Origin of the sequence: Acinetobacter sp. WC-141 (assembly GCF_000313935.1) — a bacterium.
In the GTDB taxonomy this organism is placed as follows: domain Bacteria; phylum Pseudomonadota; class Gammaproteobacteria; order Pseudomonadales; family Moraxellaceae; genus Acinetobacter.
The window spans coordinates 129,787-149,108 of record NZ_AMSS01000043.1 but is presented as its reverse complement, the minus strand read 5'-3'; the positions used below and the strand labels follow the sequence as shown (position 1 = coordinate 149,108).

19 protein-coding genes are annotated in these 19,322 nt (G+C 38.8%); 7 read left to right on the top strand and 12 right to left on the bottom strand.

Annotated features, from left to right (window positions below; all coding sequences use genetic code 11):
* Nucleotides 1–22: 22 nt before the first annotated feature.
* From ACINWC141_RS06865 to rutD, 8 genes are all read right to left on the bottom strand, one after another.
* Nucleotides 23–895, bottom strand: coding sequence for an NAD(P)-dependent oxidoreductase (locus ACINWC141_RS06865; protein WP_009389700.1), 873 nt, complete (start codon nucleotides 893–895; stop codon nucleotides 23–25).
* Between the two features lie 15 nt (nucleotides 896–910).
* Nucleotides 911–2,263: a pyrimidine utilization transport protein G gene (gene rutG, locus ACINWC141_RS06860; protein WP_009389480.1), complete on the bottom strand. Its 1,353-nt coding sequence runs from the start codon at nucleotides 2,261–2,263 to the stop codon at nucleotides 911–913.
* 31 nt (nucleotides 2,264–2,294) lie between these two features.
* Nucleotides 2,295–2,855, bottom strand: coding sequence for an NADH-dependent FMN reductase RutF (gene rutF / locus ACINWC141_RS06855; protein ID WP_009389491.1), 561 nt, complete (start codon nucleotides 2,853–2,855; stop codon nucleotides 2,295–2,297).
* Between the two features lie 97 nt (nucleotides 2,856–2,952).
* Nucleotides 2,953–3,336 carry a pyrimidine utilization protein C gene (gene rutC / locus ACINWC141_RS06850; RefSeq protein WP_009389486.1) on the bottom strand — a complete coding sequence of 128 codons (384 nt, stop codon included), beginning with the start codon at nucleotides 3,334–3,336 and terminating at the stop codon, nucleotides 2,953–2,955.
* A gap of 45 nt (nucleotides 3,337–3,381) precedes the next feature.
* Nucleotides 3,382–4,134 carry a pyrimidine utilization protein B gene (rutB, locus tag ACINWC141_RS06845; RefSeq protein ID WP_009389718.1) on the bottom strand — a complete coding sequence of 251 codons (753 nt, stop codon included), beginning with the start codon at nucleotides 4,132–4,134 and terminating at the stop codon, nucleotides 3,382–3,384.
* The gene (gene rutA / locus ACINWC141_RS06840) at nucleotides 4,131–5,249 is read right to left on the bottom strand and encodes a pyrimidine utilization protein A (protein ID WP_009389665.1); all 1,119 of its coding nucleotides are present in this window, start codon (nucleotides 5,247–5,249) and stop codon (nucleotides 4,131–4,133) included. Before rutA ends, rutB begins: the two co-directional genes overlap by 4 nt.
* 358 nt (nucleotides 5,250–5,607) lie before the next feature.
* Nucleotides 5,608–6,195 carry a malonic semialdehyde reductase gene (locus ACINWC141_RS06835; RefSeq protein WP_009389423.1) on the bottom strand — a complete coding sequence of 196 codons (588 nt, stop codon included), beginning with the start codon at nucleotides 6,193–6,195 and terminating at the stop codon, nucleotides 5,608–5,610.
* A complete protein-coding gene (gene rutD, locus ACINWC141_RS06830) occupies nucleotides 6,192–6,998 on the bottom strand; it encodes a pyrimidine utilization protein D (protein ID WP_009389626.1) in 807 nt (268 codons plus the stop codon). Before rutD ends, ACINWC141_RS06835 begins: the two co-directional genes overlap by 4 nt.
* A gap of 174 nt (nucleotides 6,999–7,172) precedes the next feature.
* Here rutD and ACINWC141_RS06825 point away from each other — a divergent pair, with 174 nt between their 5' ends.
* The 3 genes from ACINWC141_RS06825 to ACINWC141_RS06815 all read left to right on the top strand — a co-directional run bounded on the left by ACINWC141_RS06825 (nucleotide 7,173) and on the right by ACINWC141_RS06815 (nucleotide 8,518).
* A complete protein-coding gene (locus tag ACINWC141_RS06825; RefSeq protein ID WP_009389701.1) occupies nucleotides 7,173–7,529 on the top strand; it encodes a DUF488 domain-containing protein in 357 nt (118 codons plus the stop codon).
* A 91-nt stretch (nucleotides 7,530–7,620) separates the two neighbouring features.
* Nucleotides 7,621–7,965 carry a zinc ribbon domain-containing protein YjdM gene (locus ACINWC141_RS06820; RefSeq protein ID WP_009389494.1) on the top strand — a complete coding sequence of 115 codons (345 nt, stop codon included), beginning with the start codon at nucleotides 7,621–7,623 and terminating at the stop codon, nucleotides 7,963–7,965.
* Between the two features lie 211 nt (nucleotides 7,966–8,176).
* Complete coding sequence (locus ACINWC141_RS06815) at nucleotides 8,177–8,518, top strand: YegP family protein (RefSeq protein WP_009389333.1); 342 nt, start codon at nucleotides 8,177–8,179, stop codon at nucleotides 8,516–8,518.
* Nucleotides 8,519–8,758: 240 nt separating this feature from the next.
* On the opposite strand, the gene ACINWC141_RS06810 is transcribed toward ACINWC141_RS06815, so the two are convergent.
* The 4 genes from ACINWC141_RS06810 to ACINWC141_RS06795 form a co-directional block, all read right to left on the bottom strand.
* Nucleotides 8,759–10,474, bottom strand: coding sequence for a proline--tRNA ligase (locus ACINWC141_RS06810; protein WP_009389591.1), 1,716 nt, complete (start codon nucleotides 10,472–10,474; stop codon nucleotides 8,759–8,761).
* 58 nt (nucleotides 10,475–10,532) lie between these two features.
* Nucleotides 10,533–13,631, bottom strand: coding sequence for an efflux RND transporter permease subunit (locus ACINWC141_RS06805; protein ID WP_009389472.1), 3,099 nt, complete (start codon nucleotides 13,629–13,631; stop codon nucleotides 10,533–10,535).
* Between the two features lie 15 nt (nucleotides 13,632–13,646).
* Nucleotides 13,647–14,756 (bottom strand): efflux RND transporter periplasmic adaptor subunit, encoded by a 1,110-nt coding sequence (locus tag ACINWC141_RS06800; RefSeq protein ID WP_081400054.1) that lies wholly within the window; start codon nucleotides 14,754–14,756, stop codon nucleotides 13,647–13,649.
* Between the two features lie 68 nt (nucleotides 14,757–14,824).
* Nucleotides 14,825–15,460 carry a hypothetical protein gene (locus ACINWC141_RS06795; RefSeq protein ID WP_034677903.1) on the bottom strand — a complete coding sequence of 212 codons (636 nt, stop codon included), beginning with the start codon at nucleotides 15,458–15,460 and terminating at the stop codon, nucleotides 14,825–14,827.
* Nucleotides 15,461–15,744: 284 nt separating this feature from the next.
* On the opposite strand from ACINWC141_RS06795, the gene pilG reads away from it, so the two are divergent.
* The 4 genes from pilG to ACINWC141_RS06775 are packed head-to-tail and all read left to right on the top strand — an operon-like array spanning nucleotide 15,745 to nucleotide 19,231.
* Complete coding sequence (gene pilG, locus ACINWC141_RS06790) at nucleotides 15,745–16,128, top strand: twitching motility response regulator PilG (protein WP_000389061.1); 384 nt, start codon at nucleotides 15,745–15,747, stop codon at nucleotides 16,126–16,128.
* A 22-nt stretch (nucleotides 16,129–16,150) separates the two neighbouring features.
* On the top strand, nucleotides 16,151–16,513 hold the full coding sequence (locus tag ACINWC141_RS06785; protein WP_009389403.1) for a response regulator: 363 nt from the start codon (nucleotides 16,151–16,153) through the stop codon (nucleotides 16,511–16,513).
* 59 nt (nucleotides 16,514–16,572) lie between these two features.
* Nucleotides 16,573–17,109 (top strand): chemotaxis protein CheW, encoded by a 537-nt coding sequence (locus tag ACINWC141_RS06780; RefSeq protein ID WP_009389381.1) that lies wholly within the window; start codon nucleotides 16,573–16,575, stop codon nucleotides 17,107–17,109.
* A gap of 43 nt (nucleotides 17,110–17,152) precedes the next feature.
* On the top strand, nucleotides 17,153–19,231 hold the full coding sequence (locus tag ACINWC141_RS06775; protein WP_009389400.1) for a methyl-accepting chemotaxis protein: 2,079 nt from the start codon (nucleotides 17,153–17,155) through the stop codon (nucleotides 19,229–19,231).
* Nucleotides 19,232–19,322 lie beyond the last annotated feature (91 nt).

Sequence of the window (19,322 nt, the reverse complement as noted above, 5' to 3'; positions counted from 1 at the left end):
GAGTAGGTCGCTCGACCTACTCTTAACATAGTTCTAATTGGTTTTGTTGTTCCAATATTTTGATTACTGCTGAAAAATCGACTTGTTGTGCATCGGGTTTGGAAACTTGATTAAATTGTTGCTGAATAAGACTAAAAGCTGGAAGTTCCAAATTATTTTGAGTAACGAGATTTAGTGCAATTCCAATATCCTTTTGTAATAAATCTAAAGCAAAAGTTTTTTCAAATTTGCGGTTTAAAACACGTTGCATCATGATGTGTTCTGAAACATTACTTTTGCCACTAGAGTAGTTAATACAGTTCATTGCGGAATGTAAATTTACGCCTTGAGATTTAAGGATGATCAACCCCTCTGCCAGCGCCCAAAGATGTGTTGCCATTAAGGTATTGTTGATGGCTTTCACTGCAAATGCAGCACCACTTCCACCGACATATTCAACTAAATTAGCAAATGCTTGAATGATTGGTTTTGCTCTTTTAAAAGCAGACTCGTCACCTCCGACCATTACTGTGAGAGTTCCTCGTTCAGCTCCAATCGTTTGACCTGAAACTGGTGCATCTAAATAATCAACTCCATTTAATTTGAGCTGTTGGCTGAGTCTTCTTGCAGTCTCTGGAACACCGCTTGTGCAGTCTACCCAAATGCAGCCTTGTTTTAGTTGAGAATCCGCAATTAAATTTTCTACATCTTGGCTAGTAGGTAGGCATGAAAAAATAATATCTGCTTGCAGAGCTTGTGTCAGGTCTACAGCTTGAGTACCAAAGGTTTGTTCATGTTGCTTTGCTTTAGCGAAAGTACGATTCCAAACATAGACTTGACTACATACTTGGGTTAAATGGGAAGCCATATGCCATCCCATTGCACCTAAACCGATAAATGAAACACTTTGAATCAAGGAATTTCTCCAGAATTAGAGATGTGGGACAGAATTAAGCGGTTCTACTGATTTTTCAATAGATTGGCTTTGGAATTTTTCCGTTCTGTTGAGTAATAGGTTAAGAATAATTGCTGCAAGTGTTGCAGTTCCAATACCTCCTAAGTCAAGTGGACCAATATGTAGACTTAAATTACCAGCACCCATAATCAGGCTGACTGCTGCAATAATTAAAGTACTATTTTTAGTGAAATCAACTTTGTTATCGATCCAAATTTTTGCTCCAGCAACAGTAATTAAGCCAAAGACAACAATGGACGCACCGCCTAATAAAGCAACAGGAATGGTACTAATAATTGCTCCAAATTTAGGAGAGAGGCCGAGTAGAATTGCAAATAGTCCCGCAACCACAAAAATAGTCGTTGAATAGACTTTAGTTACCGCCATCACACCAATATTTTCAGCATACGTCGTCATTCCTGTGCCACCAACAGAAGCTGATAAACTTGTACAAATTCCATCGGCAAAAAAAGCACGCCCCATATATGGAGATAAATTACGTTCTGTCATGGCAGAAACAGCTTTAAAATGTCCTAAGTTTTCAGCGATTAAAATAAGCGCAACAGGTGCAATCAATAAAATAGCTTTGGCATTAAAAACAGGTGAGTGAAAAGTTGGTAGGCCAAACCATGCAGCTTGACTGATCACATTAAAATCGATGGGTTTGCCTAACCCTAAAATATTGGTGAGTAGAAAATAAATAAAATAAGCATTGATCAGCCCGATGAGTAATAGAAGGCGGCGAATCATACCTCTTGTAAAAACGGCAACGGCACTAATGCACAAAATGGTAATTACTGCCATCCATGTATCAAAGCTATTTGTCGAAACGCTTTTAATTGTTACAGGTGCAAGGTTTAAACCAATAATCATGACAATTGCACCAGTGACCACGGGTGGCATGAGTTTTTCAATCCATGCAGTTCCAGTTTTCATGACAATTAAACCGATGCATGCATAAATCAAACCGCAAATGATTGTACCGCCAAGCGCCACAGCTAAATTTGGATTTGATCCAACCCCTGCATAGCCTGTGGCTGCGGCGACTGCGCCAATAAAGGCGAAGCTTGATCCGAGATAGCTAGGCATACGCCCACCAGTAATTAAAAAGAACAAGATGGTGCCAATACCAGTAATAAAAATGGTGAGGTTCGGATCAAAGCCCATGAGTAATGGAGCTAAAACAGTCGCTCCGAACATAGCAAAAGCATGTTGTAACCCCAAAACAATACTTTTACCAGGAGGAAGATATTCATCAATTTTTACGGGAGTTTCTAAATTACCTGTGTGCGGCTTAAATTTAGGAAACCAAGATTCTTTTGTTCGCATAACAGATCCTCTTTTTCATTTTTTATCTGCATTAGCATGCTGTTTGTAATTCGCAATAACTGCGGTTGAAGTACATAAGTGCATTAAGTCCACTTTGGTGTTTCATTGCTTTGATTGCACAAAACAAGACATCATGACTACCGATGCTCATGCTTTGCACAATTTCACAATCAAATGACACCAACGCTTCATCTAAAATCGGTGAGCCAGTGATTAGCTTGCTCCATTCCCCATGAGCAAAGCGTTCTGGCATTGGCGTTTTCCCGCCGAATATTGTAGATAGCGTACTTTGATGAGCAGCTAATGTATTGACGCAAAGCACCTCGTTTTGTTTGAAAGTATTAAAAACTGATGCTGAGCGGTTTAGACAAACCAACAGTGTCGGTGGTGTATCGGTTACGCTGCATACAGCGGATGCTGTGAAACCTGCTCGTCCTGCAGGCCCATCCGTCGTGATGACATTCACTGCTGCACCAAGATTTGACATGCCTTGTCTAAAAGTATGCTGATCTACTTCTAAATGTGTTGAACATGTTTGAGCCTGCTGAACAGTAGATGGAATTAAAACCTGTTTCTCTTCTCTTTTTTGCATGATTGCTCTCCAACCTCAATGCATGATCATTACAATGAATCGAGGCTAAAACATCACATCAGTTATGATGCTGAAAGGTTTTTATCAGTGACATCGTTTATCCCACATGGGCAATCGATGCAATCTCAATTAAGGCATCGGGTTTCACCAAGCCGCACTGGATACAAAAGCGAGCAGGTTTGTCACCCGGAAAATATTCTGCATATACCGTATTCACTGCGGTATAGTCCGCCCAATCTTTAATGAAAATGGAATTGAAAGTTACGTCATCCATAGTGCCACCCGCAGTTTCAATCACTTTTTTGATCGTTTCTAAAATATGGCGAGTTTGTCCTGCAGCATCACCAATACAGACCACATTATTATTTTCATCAAAAGCCAATGTGCCTGAGACATACACAATATTGTCTGCTTTGGTTGCAGGAACATAGGGTGCAAGTGGTGCCGATGTTCCTTTAGGGATAACAACTTGTTTAGACATAAGATGCTCCAAATCAAAAAATTTAGATAAAATTAAATGTATCAATTAGGCAGATTGCTGTAGCAATGTTGATGCCGAACTAAAGGTTTCAATAAAACTATTGGTGTCAGATACCCAGCCAAAAAAAGTTTTAATGTTATATAGGGCTGCGTCATGAGCCTCTTGAGGTCCGGCTTGATAGCAAGCATCTTTAAGTGCAACACCGAAATATTCCAAAAAGAAACCATCACGTAAGGTCGACTCGACACATACATTGGTGGCAATACCAACGAAGACTAAATTACGAATGCCACGGGCACGTAAAATGCTGTCGAGCGCCGTGTTAAAGAAACCGCTATAACGTGGCTTTTCAATAATGATGTCTTGTGGAAGAGGTTGTAACTCATCAATTAAAGCAAAGTCCCAACCGCCTTTAGATAAAAGTTGGCCTTGTAATTCGGGACATTTACGCATGGTTTTTAAGGCATTGGATTTATGAAAATTTGGTGAGCCTAAACCACCAGCTTCGACATAGTTTTTATCCCAACCATTTTGGAAATAGATGACCTGAATCCCTGTACTATGTGCAGCATCGATCGCCTTTTTAATATTTTCGACTACAGGTTTAGTCTTTGATACATCAAAACCTGCTAAATCTAAATACCCACCTAAAGAGGTGTAGGCATTTTGCATATCAATGACAATAAGCGCAGTTTGTTCTGCGGCTAATTGAATATGTTCAGGTTCGGCTTTCAACACTTTGCCTGTACCAATCTGTGCCGTGAATTCTGCACATACAATATTAGACATTTCATTCATGCACTTTTCTCCAAAACAGTTAGTTCGGCTTGCTCTGTCAGTTCGGTAACGACACTTTCACGACATTTCATGAGCGGTTGAATGCGTTGACCAAAATCTTCTACGCCTTGTAAAAAGTCATCAAAGGTCAACAAAATTCCCTCTGTCCCTTTAATCTCGGAAATTTGATCAAGCATTTTTGCGACATTTTTAAAAGAGCCAACAATGGTGCCCATATTGATATTGACGGGAGAAACGCTAGAGGCCATGTGGCGAATATTGGTGTCAGTGCCAGACACTTTATCTTTTGCACCTTGGTCTTGTAGCCAACGAATAGCTTCCATGTCTGCACCATCGTTATAGTGTTGCCACTTCTGCATTGCAGCTTCATCTGTTTCGGCAGCAATTACCATAAACAACACATAGGTCTGTACATTGCGTCCAGTTTTGTCGGTTTGAACTTTTAAGCGATCATTAATTTCGGCATAGGCTGTCGGTGTGTTTAAACCTTTTCCGAAAACAAAGTTGTAGTCAGCATATTTTGCGGAAAAAGCTAAACCAGCATCTGATTGTCCTGCACAGATAATTTTCATATCAGCTTGAGGCTGTGGTTTTACCTGACAATCATTCATCTGGAAGAACTCGCCTTTTAGGTCTGATTTTCCGGTTGCCCAAAGTTCACGCAAAACTTCGACATACTCAGATAAGTAGTCATAGCGCTTAGCAAAATATTCATCGCCGGGCCACATACCCATTTGGGAATATTCAGGCATTTGCCATCCAGTCACGACGTTTAATCCAAAGCGACCGTTGGAAATCGAATCTATGGTCGATGCCATACGTGCCACAATTGCAGGAGGCATGACTAGTGTTGCAGCGGTTGCATAAATTTGGATTTTACTGGTGACAGCAGCGAGACCTGCCATGAGGGTAAATGTTTCAAGGTTATAGTCCCAAAACTCAGTTTTTCCGCCAAAACCACGTAACTTAATCATGGAAAGGGCAAAGTCAAAACCGTAGTGTTCAGCACGCTGTACAATTTGTTTGTTTAATTCAAAGGTAGGTTTATATTGCGGCGCATTTTCTGAAAGCAGCCAGCCATTATTTCCAATTGGACAAAAAATGCCGATCTTCATCTTGATTCCCCATCGTGAGTTTAGGAAGTCGAACTGAAAGCTATAAACGATATAATTTTCATTGTTTGTTTGTATATTTAATAATGCATAGTGCGTGCCAACTTTTATATTTATATGTTTATCAATGCATTGTATTTATTGTTTGGTATAGTTTTTATCAAATGGTAAAAAATAATGCAATTATGCACCAAGGAGAAACTAACTTGCTTCATTGTGCTTCATTTGATCAATTTTACTTTTGGAGTGTGTATGACATCCAATGTTTTAAAACAGCAGAACAAAAAAGGCGACATTGAAGTCGCCGTGTAGAACTAAAGTATTTCTCTTTTGAGATTGAAGAGGGTGTTATGGACTTAACTCATTCCACCCGACAAGCCTCTTCAAAATTTAAACGGGGAAGGCGTGTATAAACTTTCTGAGGGTCGCCATAGCCGATGTTAATGATGAGATTAATATGATGATTTGTCCCTGCAAAAAATAGCTCATCAACTTGTTTCGCATCAAAACCAGACATTGGACCCGTATCTAAACCTAAACTACGGCATGCCATAATTAAATATGCAGCTTGCAATGAACTATTACGAAAGGCTGTTTCATGTGCTACGGCTTCACTTGATGTAAACCATGATTTTGCATCAGCATACGGAAATAGTTCTGGTAGTTTGTCATAAAATCTTGCATCGGTTGCAACCAAAACAGTGACAGGAGCTGTGATCGTCTTTTCTACATTGCCAGACGACAATGCTGGCTTGAGTTTTTGTTTAGCTTCAGGTGTTGTTAAAAATACAAAACGAGCAGGACTACAGTTGGCAGAAGTCGGTGCCATTTTGACCAGATCATAAATTTGTTGAATTTGCTCGGGGCTGACGGCTTTATCTAACCACGTGCTGTGGGTTCTAGCTTCTAAAAAGAGTTGATCTACAATGTTTAATGTTTTTGCATTCATGATAAGGCCTTAATGCTATGGAAAAATTGAATGAAAGTTTGATTTAGTTGTTGAGATTCGGTCACTGTGGAAGCATGGGCACCAGAAGGTAAAATGCAGAGTTGACCATGACCGAGTTTGGTAAAAAGATCTTGTGATTTATGTACTGGAACTAAAAAATCATCTTGATTGGCAATGATATGAATTGCAGTGTCTTGTAGTGCCTGTACGTGCTCTGCCTGCAATTGAAAATTCATTAATGCCTTGAGTCGGGCAAAGACATTTGTCTTGGGCGGAAAACCTTGGAGTTGAATATCTTCAGTACTTTTAATGTGGCTATGATTCTGAGAAATCCATGCTTGAGGATACAAAAATAATGCCTGTGCACGCACATAGGCTTCAGCACCTGCCGATGCTAACAATGTGATACGGGCATCAAAACATTTTTGCGTATGGATATCTAGCATATCCCAAGCATTAATCAGTGTCAGGCTGAGCATGGTAATTGAGCTGGATTGTAGTTGCTTTGCGAGTTCCATTCCGATGATGCCGCCCAAAGCATGCCCGATCATATGGAACTCATGAATTTGAAGATGTTCTAATAAGTGTAGTACTTGATTTGCCATATCACACATATGGTAATGTGAAGGTAATAAAGCACTGTCTTGATGACAACCTTCTTGGTCATAAGTCACGACGTTGAAATGTGCACTTAATAATTCGAGTTGTGGACTCCAAAAACTAGCATGACCACCTAACCCAGATGACATAATCAGATATGGGGCATCTTCCTGAGATGAACATGGATAAATATAATATTTCATTTTTTACCATTTGATAAAATAATAACGAATTCAAAAGCAATTTATATGCCTGAATTAATAAATAATGGCAAATTGAGACAATATTTAGCGCAAAAGATTTAGATTGTAGAGGAAGACAAATCAATGTGATGATTAAGCCAATGATATTTAGATTAAGCTGAGTAGGTGTCAGAAATGGATATCCAAATTATAAGAATTTATGAAACTGCTGACCCGAGTGACGGTAAGCGAATTTTGGTTGACCGTTTATGGAGTAGGGAAATTAGTAAGGAAAATGCTCATTTGGATTTGTGGTTAAAAGAAGTGGCGCCTTCAATTAAACTTAGAAAGTGGTTCCATGCAGTAACTCCTGATCATTGGCAAGAATTTAAGCAGCGTTATTTAAAAGAACTTGAAACAAACCCCGCAGTTGAAGAGCTACAACACATCGCAGCAGAACATACAGTTACGCTTTTATATTCAGCAAAAGATGTAGAGAATAACCATGCAATTATTTTGAAAGAATATTTATTAAGTAAAAACTCAAAGTAAATATATAAATTTTTTTTTGGTAAAAGTGTTTTATTTAAAACTTTAAAAAATGAGTCATATCTCGCATAATATACTTTTTGAGATTTTTTTCATGTCTTTGCCAAATTGCCCAAAATGCCAATCAGAATATACTTACCAAGATGGCGACTTATTAATCTGTCCTGAATGCTCAAATGAGTGGAAAGAAGGGGAAGCATCGCTTACCGAAGAACAAGAAATTATTAAAGATGCTAATGGAAATGTATTAGCTGATGGCGATAGCGTCACTGTCATTAAAGACTTAAAAATTAAAGGTTCATCTTCAGTTGTGAAAGTAGGTACAAAAGTAAAAACCATTCGCTTAGTTCCAGATGCGAGCGATGGTCACAATATCGATTGTAAAATTGATGGCATTGGTCAGATGAAATTAAAATCTGAATTTGTAAAAAAAGCTTAAATTGTTAATTTTCATTACATTTCAGTAGAGATATGCACTTATATCTCTACTTTTTAAATTTCTAACATCATTCTAATTTTATTACGAAAAAGTATAAAAAATGGGCTATTCAAAGAATGATAGCCCATTTATATTGTCATAAATAACAAATAACTTTCGTCCAGAATAATAACGAAAGTCATACCCACACCAACAAAAAAATGAGGTTTTTATGGCAGGATGGTACGAAATTTCACTAGCGAGTGATGGACAATACCGCTTTATTTTAAAAGCAGGAAATGGTGAACCTATTTTAAATAGTGAGCTATATAAGGCTAAAGCTTCTGCGGTAAATGGTATTGAATCAATTCAGAAAAATAGTGGTGATGACGCACGATATGAGCGTTTAACTGCAAAGAATGGGAAACCTTATTTCAATTTAAAAGCTGCAAATCATCAAATTATTGGCACGAGTCAGTTCTATGCAAGTGAAGCTTCACGAGATAAAGGAATTGAGTCTGTTAAAACAAATGGTTCATCAACCAATATCAAGGACTTAACGGTTCAGGCATAAATTTTATATGGCGATGAAAAAACTGTTTCTTTTGAGAGGCAGTTTTTTTATTTAAGTACAATAATATGAAATTTACTATTGTGATGGCGGCATGGATGCCGCTTGTATGGCTGCGGTAGCATGGACGTACCGTCAGTCATACAAATGGTTTTGTTACTTTTGCCAAAACAAAAGTAAGGTATTGCTTATATAAATAACATTTGCATGTCACTACCATTTGAGGCAGTGACATGGATGTAATTAACGCGCTAACTTAGCTAAAAGTTCTTCTTTCGTTAAATTGCTCGCTTCAGCATCGCGACGGCCTTTATATTCAAAAGTACCAGCATCAAGACCTTTTTCACCAATCACAATACGGTGTGGAATACCCATCAATTCAAGGTCAGAGAACTTAACACCTGGACGTTCGTTACGATCATCAAGCAACACATCAAAACCTTGAGCTTGAAGTTCTGCATAAAGTGCTTCTGCTGCTTCAAGAGTGCGTGGTGATTTGTGTGCATTCATTGGAACAATGGCAATTTCAAAAGGTGCAATGGCTTGTGGCCAGATAATACCTTTGTCATCGTAGTTTTGTTCAATTGCAGCTGCAACAACACGTGTTACACCAATACCGTAGCATCCCATAGTTACTGTAAATGGTTTGCCATCTTCGCCTAGAACTTTACAGCCTAAAGCTTCAGAATATTTAGTACCAAGCTGGAAAATATGACCTACTTCAATACCACGTTTAATTTGTAGTGTGCCTTTGCCATCTGGAGATGGGTCGCCTTCAACCACATTACGTAAGTCAAAAACTTCGCTAATTTGTGCATCACGTTCCCAGTTTACGCCAACCGCATGTTTGTCAGCTTCATTTGCACCAGCAATGAAGTCAGAAAGAACAGATGCAGCACGGTCAATAATTACGGTTAAGCCTTTTTCGACTAAACCTTGTGGACCAGTAAACCCAGCCGTTAAACCAAATGCTTGAAGTTGCTCTTCAGTTGCAAAAGTAAGAGGTGCAGCAACTAAAGGATGTTTCTCAGCTTTAATCTCATTTAGTTCGTGGTCGCCACGTACAAATAGAGCAACGACAGGAACATGACCTTTTTCGTCTGCAACACCTTGGACCAATAATGCTTTAACCGATTGCTTTGGATCAGCATTTAAGAATTGGCATACATCATCAATTGTTTTTTGGTTTGGTGTTTCAACCAATTTTAGTTCTTGTGTAGGTGCTGCGCGTTCACCCACTAAAACAGCCTCAGCCATTTCAACGTTTGCTGCATAATCAGATTCAGTTGAAAATGCGATGTCATCTTCACCACTCGCAGCCAATACATGGAATTCGTGTGAAGCTGAACCACCAATAGAACCTGTGTCGGCTTGTACTGGGCGGAAGTCTAGACCTAAGCGAGTGAAAATGCGGCTATAGGTGTCGTACATCACGTCATAAGTTTCTTGTAATGACTCTTGAGTTGCATGGAAAGAATAAGCATCTTTCATGATGAACTCACGTGAACGCATTACACCAAAACGTGGACGAATTTCATCACGGAATTTGGTTTGAATTTGATAGAAATTTACAGGAAGCTGCTTATAACTTTTAAGTTCGTTACGCGCCATGTCTGTAATAACTTCTTCATGCGTTGGCCCAAGTACAAATGGGTTCGTATGACGATCTTTAAAGCGTAATAATTCAGGACCATATTGTTCATATCGACCCGATTCTTCCCAAAGACTTGCGGGTTGAGTCACGGGCATGAATACTTCCATTGCACCTGAGCAGTTCATTTCTTCACGAACAATCGCATCTACTTTTTTAAGCACACGTGTTCCCATCGGCAGCCATGTATATAAACCAGATGCCAATTTACGAATCATCCCCGCACGTAACATGAGCTGGTGTGAAATCACTTCAGCATCATTTGGGGTTTCTCTCAACGTTGCAAATAAAAAGCGGCTTGCGCGCATGGAAAAAGTCCTAAAAGTTAAGCGTTATAAAAACGCAGATTATACGATAATCGCTGCATTATGACATGAATCGTCGAGTTTGACGCAGCATAAAGTTTTTCAAGTCATCTAGATAAGTGAAAATGACGGGTACAACCACAAGAGTCAATAGGGTAGAGGTAATTACTCCCCCAATCACAGCGTGAGCCATTGGTGCGCTTTGCTCACCGCCTTCGCCAAGACCTAAAGCTAAAGGAACCATACCCATGACCATGGCACTTGTCGTCATTAAAATTGGACGTAAACGTGTTTTGCCTGCTTGTAAAATAGCATCGTAACGGCTTGTCCCCTGATCCATTGCTTTCTTAATAAAATCGATCAGCAAAATCGCATTTTTGGTGACTAGCCCCATCAACATGATAATGCCAATAATTGAAAATAGGTTCAGGGTGCTGTTGAATAAGAATAGGGCAAGAAAAACGCCAATGAGTGACAATGGTAAAGAGGTCATAATGGCAGCTGGATGAATAAAGCTATTAAACTGAGAACCTAAAACAATATAGATAAATACAATCGATAGGGTGATGGCTGTTAATGCATATCCAGCAGATTCAGCCATGTCAGCATTTGCCCCTTGAGTATCAAATGTATATCCAGCAGGTAGTTTAAATGCCTTTTGCATTTTATCGATGTCTTGACCAATGTCGCCACTAGGTCGTCCTGAGGTATTTGCCTCAATTAATACTTCACGCTCAAGATCACGTCGGTTAATTTGTGAAGCGCCGAGTTTTTCTTCGGTTGTTGCAACTGCGCTAAGTGGAACTAATATCTTTTGCCCAGTCGCATTGGTCTTATTGGAATTGAGATATAGGTTCTGCACATCTTGCGGAAGCATACGTTTATTTTCATTTAAACGTACATTCACATCATAATTTTCCCCATCGCGATCTTCCCAAGTCGTTACGTTATCGCCAGCAATTAATGGGCGAATCGCGTTGGCAATCTGAGAAACAGATAAACCCAAATCACTTGCCAGTACACGATTAATATGAACACCCAGAGTCGGTTTCGGTTCTTTCAATGAACTTTCTAAATCAACTACACCTTTAATTTTTTCCATTTCAGCAATAAAACGATCTGAAATTTTTTGTAGTTCATTTAGGTCAGATCCTTTAATAGAGATCATGATTGGCTTTTGTCCGCCAGAGACAGAATCTTGTGCTGCTGCAACAGAAGTCACTCGAATACCCGCTACACTTTGCAAACGATCGCGGAACTCATTATTGAGTGTATTCAGATCTGAGCTACGTTCTTGTTTTGGCTTTAAGGTCACACCTAACCCTGCATGGTTTTTACCAGAGTCTACTTCACTGTTGACCACGCCATAAGTGGAAACCACATCAGGAAATTGTCTAATAATTTTATCTACTTGATGTAATTTCGCTTGGGTATATTCCAAAGATGCATCTACAGGGGTTTCAAATTGAATGCGGACTTCACCTTTGTCTGGGGTAGGTACAAATTCGGTCCCGATGAGTTTAGACAGTCCTAGTGCCGCAAATAATGAAGCAATTGCAATAATGACTGTGATCAAACGGAAACGTAAAGCCAGCTTTAAGAGATTTTCATAAACATGAGTAAGCCGATCTAACAAATTAGAAATATGGTTAAAAAAGCGTTGTAGCAAATTATCTTTTTTCTTAACCGGATCTTTCCAATGAGCAGACAACATTGGATCAAGCGTAAAACTAATAAACATTGAAATTAAAACAGCTGTACTGACCGTTACGCCAAACTGATAAAAGAAACGTCCAATCAGTCCGCCCATAAAGGCAACAGGTAAAAATACCGCTACGATGGTCAGCGTGGTTGCGAGTACGGCTAAACCAATTTCTTTCGTGCCATCAAGGGCTGCAGTCACATGATCTTTGCCAAGTTCAGTATGTCTTACGATGTTTTCCCGAACTACAATCGCATCATCAATTAAAAGACCAATACTGAGCGATAGGGCTAATAGCGTCATCATATTAATGCTAAAACCAAAAGCCCAAATGAACGTTAGGGTTCCTAGCAGAGTAATTGGTAAGGTTAAGCCTGTAATGACGGTAGAGCGGAAAGAGCCTAAAAATAATAGAACAATTAAAACGGCTAAGGCGGCACCTTCAATAATGGTGCGGGTTACATCTTTAATTGAAGCACGAATTCCTTTCGAGCTATCGGCTACGACTTTGTAGTTTAAACCCGCAGGCATTTGTGTTTTTAATTTCTCTAAAGTTTGGTAGGTTTTATCGACAACCTGAATCACATTGGCATCGGAACTTTTTAAGATATCGACAGAGACCGCAGTTCTTCCATTATAAAAGGCACTCGATTGTAGTTCAGCTTGTGTGTCCTCAACAGTTGCTACTTGCTTTAAAAAAATGGGTGAACCATTTTTATTGGCAATCACCAAATCGCCAAATGCAAGCGGATGAATGACCCTTGATTGAATCTGTACAACCAGTTCAGAATTCTTTTGTTGTAGGGTGCCCGCGGGAACTTCAATATTTTCATTTTTTAGCGTATTGATGACTTGATCAATCCCAATGCCGTAACTTTGTAGTTGCTCAGGAAGAATTTTTATTCGTATTTGCCGTTTGGCATCCCCCAATAAATTCACATTACCGACACCAGACACGGTTTTAAGCTGGGGCACGATACGTTTATCTACATATGAACTTAATTGAGCCAAACTCATGCTATTTGATTCAAATACAACTGACATGATTGGGCTAGAAGAGGGATCGTAGCGTTGTACAATCGGTGTATCAATTTCATCACGAAATTGGGCGGTGACAGGTGCAATTTTGTCACGAACATCTTGTGCTGCAAGGGCTGATGAGGTATCGAGATTAAACTCAGCCACAATCATCGAAAAGCCTTCACTTGAGCGTGAAGTGATTTGTTTAATCCCTGAAATTGTATTGATCTGATCTTCGAGTTTTTTTGTAATATCTGACTCAACTGCTTCGGGTGAAGCACCAGCATATTGCGTAGTCACTACTACGAATGGGAAATCGACGTTTGGAAACTCTTCAACCGTCATACGTTTCCAAGAAGCTAACCCGAGTACCATTAAGCTGATCATCATCATAATGGTAAAAACGGGATATTTCACACTGATTCGAGTAAACCACATACGCTATTTGCTACCTTATTTATTTTTGTCGGTTGTAACCGTCACTTTTTTATTAATGTCGGAATCTTCAAATTGAATACGGCTCACTAGATCTGTGCGTTGTAAACCATCAACTAGAGCAATATTGTCGTTATAGCGCTGTTCAATCACACGAATTTTAACTTTTTGAATGGTGTGATTACGTACCACCCATACAAAAGGATCATGTTGTATATTTTGAATGCTATCTAAAGGAATCGTTTGGCCTTGCTGAGTGTCATTACGGAGAATATTTCCATTAATGAAAGCCCCAATACTTAACGAATCAATTTTTTCTTTAGGAACTGCAAAAAACTCGATTTGACGGCTATCTTGATCTGCAACAGGTGAAATACGTGTAAGCGTCGCATTTAACTGTTTAGAATTTCCCTGAATCTGATATTGAATACTGCTACCTACTTTAAGAGCAGACTGTTGTTCAATTGGTAACTTGGCCTGTATTTCAAGTTGGTCTGGATTTACGATTTCAAATAATGTTTGGCCAACTGATACAGTCTGACCAGGTTCGACTTGTCGTTTAGTAATGACACCTGAAATTGGGCTAGTAATAATGCCATCTTGATCAGCCTTACGAGCAATATCAACATTTGCTTGCTGGGCTTTTACACTTTCAAGTTGGCCTTTATAGTCAACCTGACTCTGTTCAAACTCGACACGAGCAATGAATCCTTGGTTAAACAATCTTTGCTTTCGGTTCATTAAATTACGTGCAAGTTCCGCTTGAGATTGAGCTGAAGCAAGGTTAGCGCGTGCTTGTGCTAATCGTGCAACATTGTCCTGATTATTTAATCTGACTAAAACTTGGCCTTTTTGTACCTGCTGGCCAACATTTGCAGTTACAGTGGTCGCTGTGGCGCTCACTTGAGCCTGAATTGAACTTTGCTGAACTGCTCGAATTGTTCCTGTAAATGCGGTTTGAGAGTCAAGTGCTCCCTCTTTAACTGCAATCAGGTCTTGAGGAATGAGTTCAATTTTTGAGGGAGCTGATGCTGTAGTTTTGGGAGTTTCTTGCTGATTACATGCAGCTAAAATCAAACATAAACTAATAATACTCAATTTAAAAACAGTAGAAGGGGTGAGATGCATTTTATGCATACAGCATCATCCTATAATTCAAATTTTATTTTGCCCCTATTCTTGATAAACCTTTACAGTTATTCAAGCTTTTTTAAACGTTCGATAATATTTTCATACTCGCTATTGGTACGGCGGTAGGTCTTGGAAAGAGTTTCAAGTGTTTGTTTAACCCGATTAATATTATTTAGATTGTTTTCAATCAAAGTCTTATGACGTTCAGGAACTGTTTCTCCTTTTCTGAAATACTCCATTTCTTGACGTTTAAATAAAATTTTATCTTGTTGTAACTGGTTGAGTTGTTCTTGTTGATAGTTAATTTGCTTTTTTATTGCAAGTAATGCTTGATCTCTTTTAATCAAAGCGGTCTTACTATTGCTATACGCTTTTTTTAATTTGATATCTTGTTCTCTATGCCGTGCCGATAATGCTCGTTGACTTGATTGATTTAAATCAGCCTCTGCATTATATGAATGATTTCTTTTAATCACTTGCATATTTCGATCTAGCACTTCATAACCGTAACGTATATGAGCAGGAGTGACTGAAGTACTGATATTGGCCGTACCGTGTTGATCATAATAACGATACCAGACCACTTTAGATGTATCTGCTATAGCAGAGGTTGTTGAGAAACAGAGCGAACCGAAGGAAATAATGCCTATAGATACAGACAAGCAGTTCCTATAAAAGGCATATTTCATCCGATCATTCATTGAAAATCCCCAAAAAAGATAGCTAAATCGCTTATTTTTAAATAATTAATCTTTATTATATTAGTTATTATTTAGCTGAATAAAAATATAGTCATTATAAAAAAAATGATAATTTTAATTAAAGTGTGATGAGGTTAAAAGTTATTGTTTATAAATGAGAAAGTAGACAAAAATGTCTCATTGAAAATAGACCTTGAGATATGTTAAAAATGCTTATAAATGTGTAAAAACAAATTTAAGTTAAATTGCATTTATATTTTATATTTATGGGGATGGAAGATTAAATGGAAGATGCATTCCAAAATCTGAAAGTAATGGTGATTGATGACTCAAAAACCATTCGCCGTACAGCAGAAACCTTATTACAGCGAGAAGGCTGTGAAGTGATTACCGCTGTGGATGGATTTGAAGCTTTGTCCAAAATTGCAGAAGCAAATCCGGATATTGTTTTTGTCGATATCATGATGCCTCGTTTAGATGGTTATCAAACTTGTGCTTTGATTAAAAACTCTCAAAATTATCAGAACATTCCCGTTATCATGCTCTCTAGTAAAGATGGTTTATTTGATCAGGCAAAAGGGCGTGTGGTAGGTTCAGATGAATACTTGACGAAACCCTTTAGCAAAGATGAATTGTTAAACGCGATTCGTAATCATGTAAGTTCATAGCAAGTAATTTGAGGGCAAAAAAATGGCACGTATTCTCATTGTAGATGATTCACCAACAGAAACTTTTCGTTTTAAAGAAATCCTAACCAAACATGGTTACGACGTGCTTGAAGCATCAAACGGTGCGGATGGTGTAACTCTTGCAAAAGCAGAGCAACCAGACCTTGTATTAATGGATGTGGTCATGCCTGGTGTAAACGGTTTTCAGGCAACACGCCAGATTAGTCGTGGGGAAGACACTAAGCATATTCCGGTGGTAATTGTGAGTACTAAAGATCAGGCAACTGACCGAGTATGGGGTAAACGTCAAGGTGCAATCGATTATCTGATTAAACCTATTGAAGAAAAGCAATTGATTGATGTAATTAAACAATTTCTAAATTAACTCATCCATCCATAAAAACATAAATAACGGGATTATGTGCCCGTTTTATAGGATCGAGTATGGCAGCGAACGGATTTATCGAGTTACTTCGTTTGTCTAAACGGGGTAATAAGAATTACGCTTCAGTTCAAAATGAAGCACAGCGATGGTCAGGGATTGCTTTTGAAATGAGAGGGCAATACTTCGTCGCACCACTTGGGGAAGTGTCAGAAGTTATCTATCCACCAAAATATACGCCTGTTCCAAATACCCAAAGTTGGGTAAAAGGATTGGCTAATATTCGGGGAAGATTAATTTCTGTGTCTGATCTGGCACATTTTATTTTAGGGCAACGAAGTTCATTTTCGTCAACTCAAAAAGTATTATGCATTAGCCATCGCGACCAGTATGTGGGGTTGGTCGTAGATCAGGTTTTGGGGATTCAGCACTTTAATAAAAAAAGCTTTTTTTCTCAAAGCTTAGACTTAGAGGAAAACTTAAAAGAGTATTGCCAAGGTTATTTTCACCAACATAACCAGCACTGGCATGTCTTTTTATTTAGTCGGTTATTGCAAAACCCACATTACATGAATGCATCGACAAAATTTATAAACTAATTTTTACGCTGTGAAAAACAGCGTATTTTTCTGGGGAAAAGCTATGGGCTTTAAGCTTAAAAAGAAAGGCGGCAATCGTGTTGCGTCCGAAAAATCGGGTGTCAATTTTATTGCAACAATCCAGTCAAGAATTGAGCAATTTGCCAGTTTATTTGGGGAAAGTGAAAAGTCCAAGCCTATCCTGTATGCAGCACTTGTATGTTTTGCTCTTGCGCTAGTTTCTCTCGCCTACCTGTTTTATAACGTTCCACGTCATAACCAGTTAATCCGAAGCCTCGGTGAATTACGTTTGTTATCTCAAACGATTTCTAAACAAGCAACAGAGGCAACAGAGTCGGGTTCTCAAGAAGCGATCACAAAGTTACAGCAGTCTCAAAAAGACTTTGATGAAAACTTACTTGAGATTGAAAATATTCATGGTAAGTCGACTGATGAATATCAAAAAGTTGAAGTCATGTGGACTGGTGTTTCAAAAAATATTGATTTGATTTCATCTCACCAGAAAGTTCTTAACCAGTTATATGACACTAACATCTCAATTAGTGAAACGGTTCCTGAAATTCAGGCCGAATATAACTTGATGGTTGACCAAATGGCTCGTCAAGGTTTGCCAAGTAGTCAGGTAATTATTGCTAAAAACCAGGTTTTTATTGCTGAACGTATTTTACGTTCTATTAACTCGGTATTAAGTGGTACAGATGGAAACATATCGACTAGTGATTTTAGTGTAGATATTGAAACATTTGGTACATATTTAAATGCTGAACTTAATGGTAATGCTGAATTGGGGGTAGATCGTATTGCAGATCCGGCTTTACGTGAATCATTAGAAAGTATTAAAAATGAATATGACAAAGTATTAAAATCTGCTGCTGCCACGGTATTAAAAAATGGTAACCAGATTGTCAATGTTCGTCAGGCATCTTCTCAGATTTTTTCTAAATCTGATGTCCTGTTAGATAACTTGGGGCATTTATCTGACGTAGCAAGAAAGAACTGGCTTACTTTATTGTTAGGTGCAGTGCTGATCAGTTCTTTAGCAGGCTTAATCTTCTCTGTATTTAAATTAATTACATTACGTAGTGTGATGGATAAGCAACGTGTTACTCGATTACAAGACGAGTATGACCGTAACCAAAACGCGATTTTACGTTTACTCGATGAAATCGCCGATCTTGCAGATGGTGACTTACGTTCATATGCAACTGTATCTGAGGATTTTACGGGAGCAATTGCCGACTCGATTAACTTCGCGATTGACCAATTACGTGACCTTGTATCCCGAATTCATGAAACTTCTCAGGAAGTTGCCCGCTATACGCAAGATACTCAAAATATTACTAACCAGTTGGCAGAAGCATCAGAGCATCAGGCACAAGAAATCGCTGGTGCATCAACCGCAATGAATGAAATGGCGCAATCAATTGACCAAGTATCTTCAAATGCATCTGAATCTGCCGAAGTAGCGGAACGTTCGGTACAAATTGCTTCTAATGGAGCACAAGTGGTAAATCGTTCAATTGAAGGTATGGACACAATTCGTGAACAGATTCAGGAAACTTCCAAACGTATTAAACGTTTGGGCGAGTCTTCACAAGAAATTGGTAACATCGTATCGTTAATTAACGACATTGCTGACCAAACAAACATTCTTGCATTAAACGCAGCAATTCAAGCATCTATGGCAGGTGAAGCAGGACGTGGTTTTGCCGTGGTTGCAGATGAAGTACAACGTCTTGCGGAACGCTCTGCATCAGCAACTAAACAGATCGAAACGCTAGTTAAAACAATTCAGACCGATACTAACGAAGCTGTTATTTCAATGGAACAAACAACAACTGAAGTTGTGCGTGGAGCGAATTTGGCAAAAGACGCAGGTATTGCCTTGGATGAAATTCAAAAAGTATCTGGTGATTTGGCAAGCTTGATGGCTAGCATCTCTGACGCAGCAAAACTTCAGTCTGCATCTGCGAGTCACATTGCTACCACCATGACCGTAGTACAAGAAATTACTTCGCAAACCACAACTGCAACATTCGATACAGCGCGTTCTGTTTCTGAATTGGCCAATATGGCAGAGTCATTACGTGAATCGGTAACGGACTTTAAATTACCTGATTAAATTGGGGATGAAGATAGCTGTTTCTATAATAGCTATTCTTCTAAAAAGTATTAACAACACCAGATAAATATTGGGGGTACAGCTATTTATC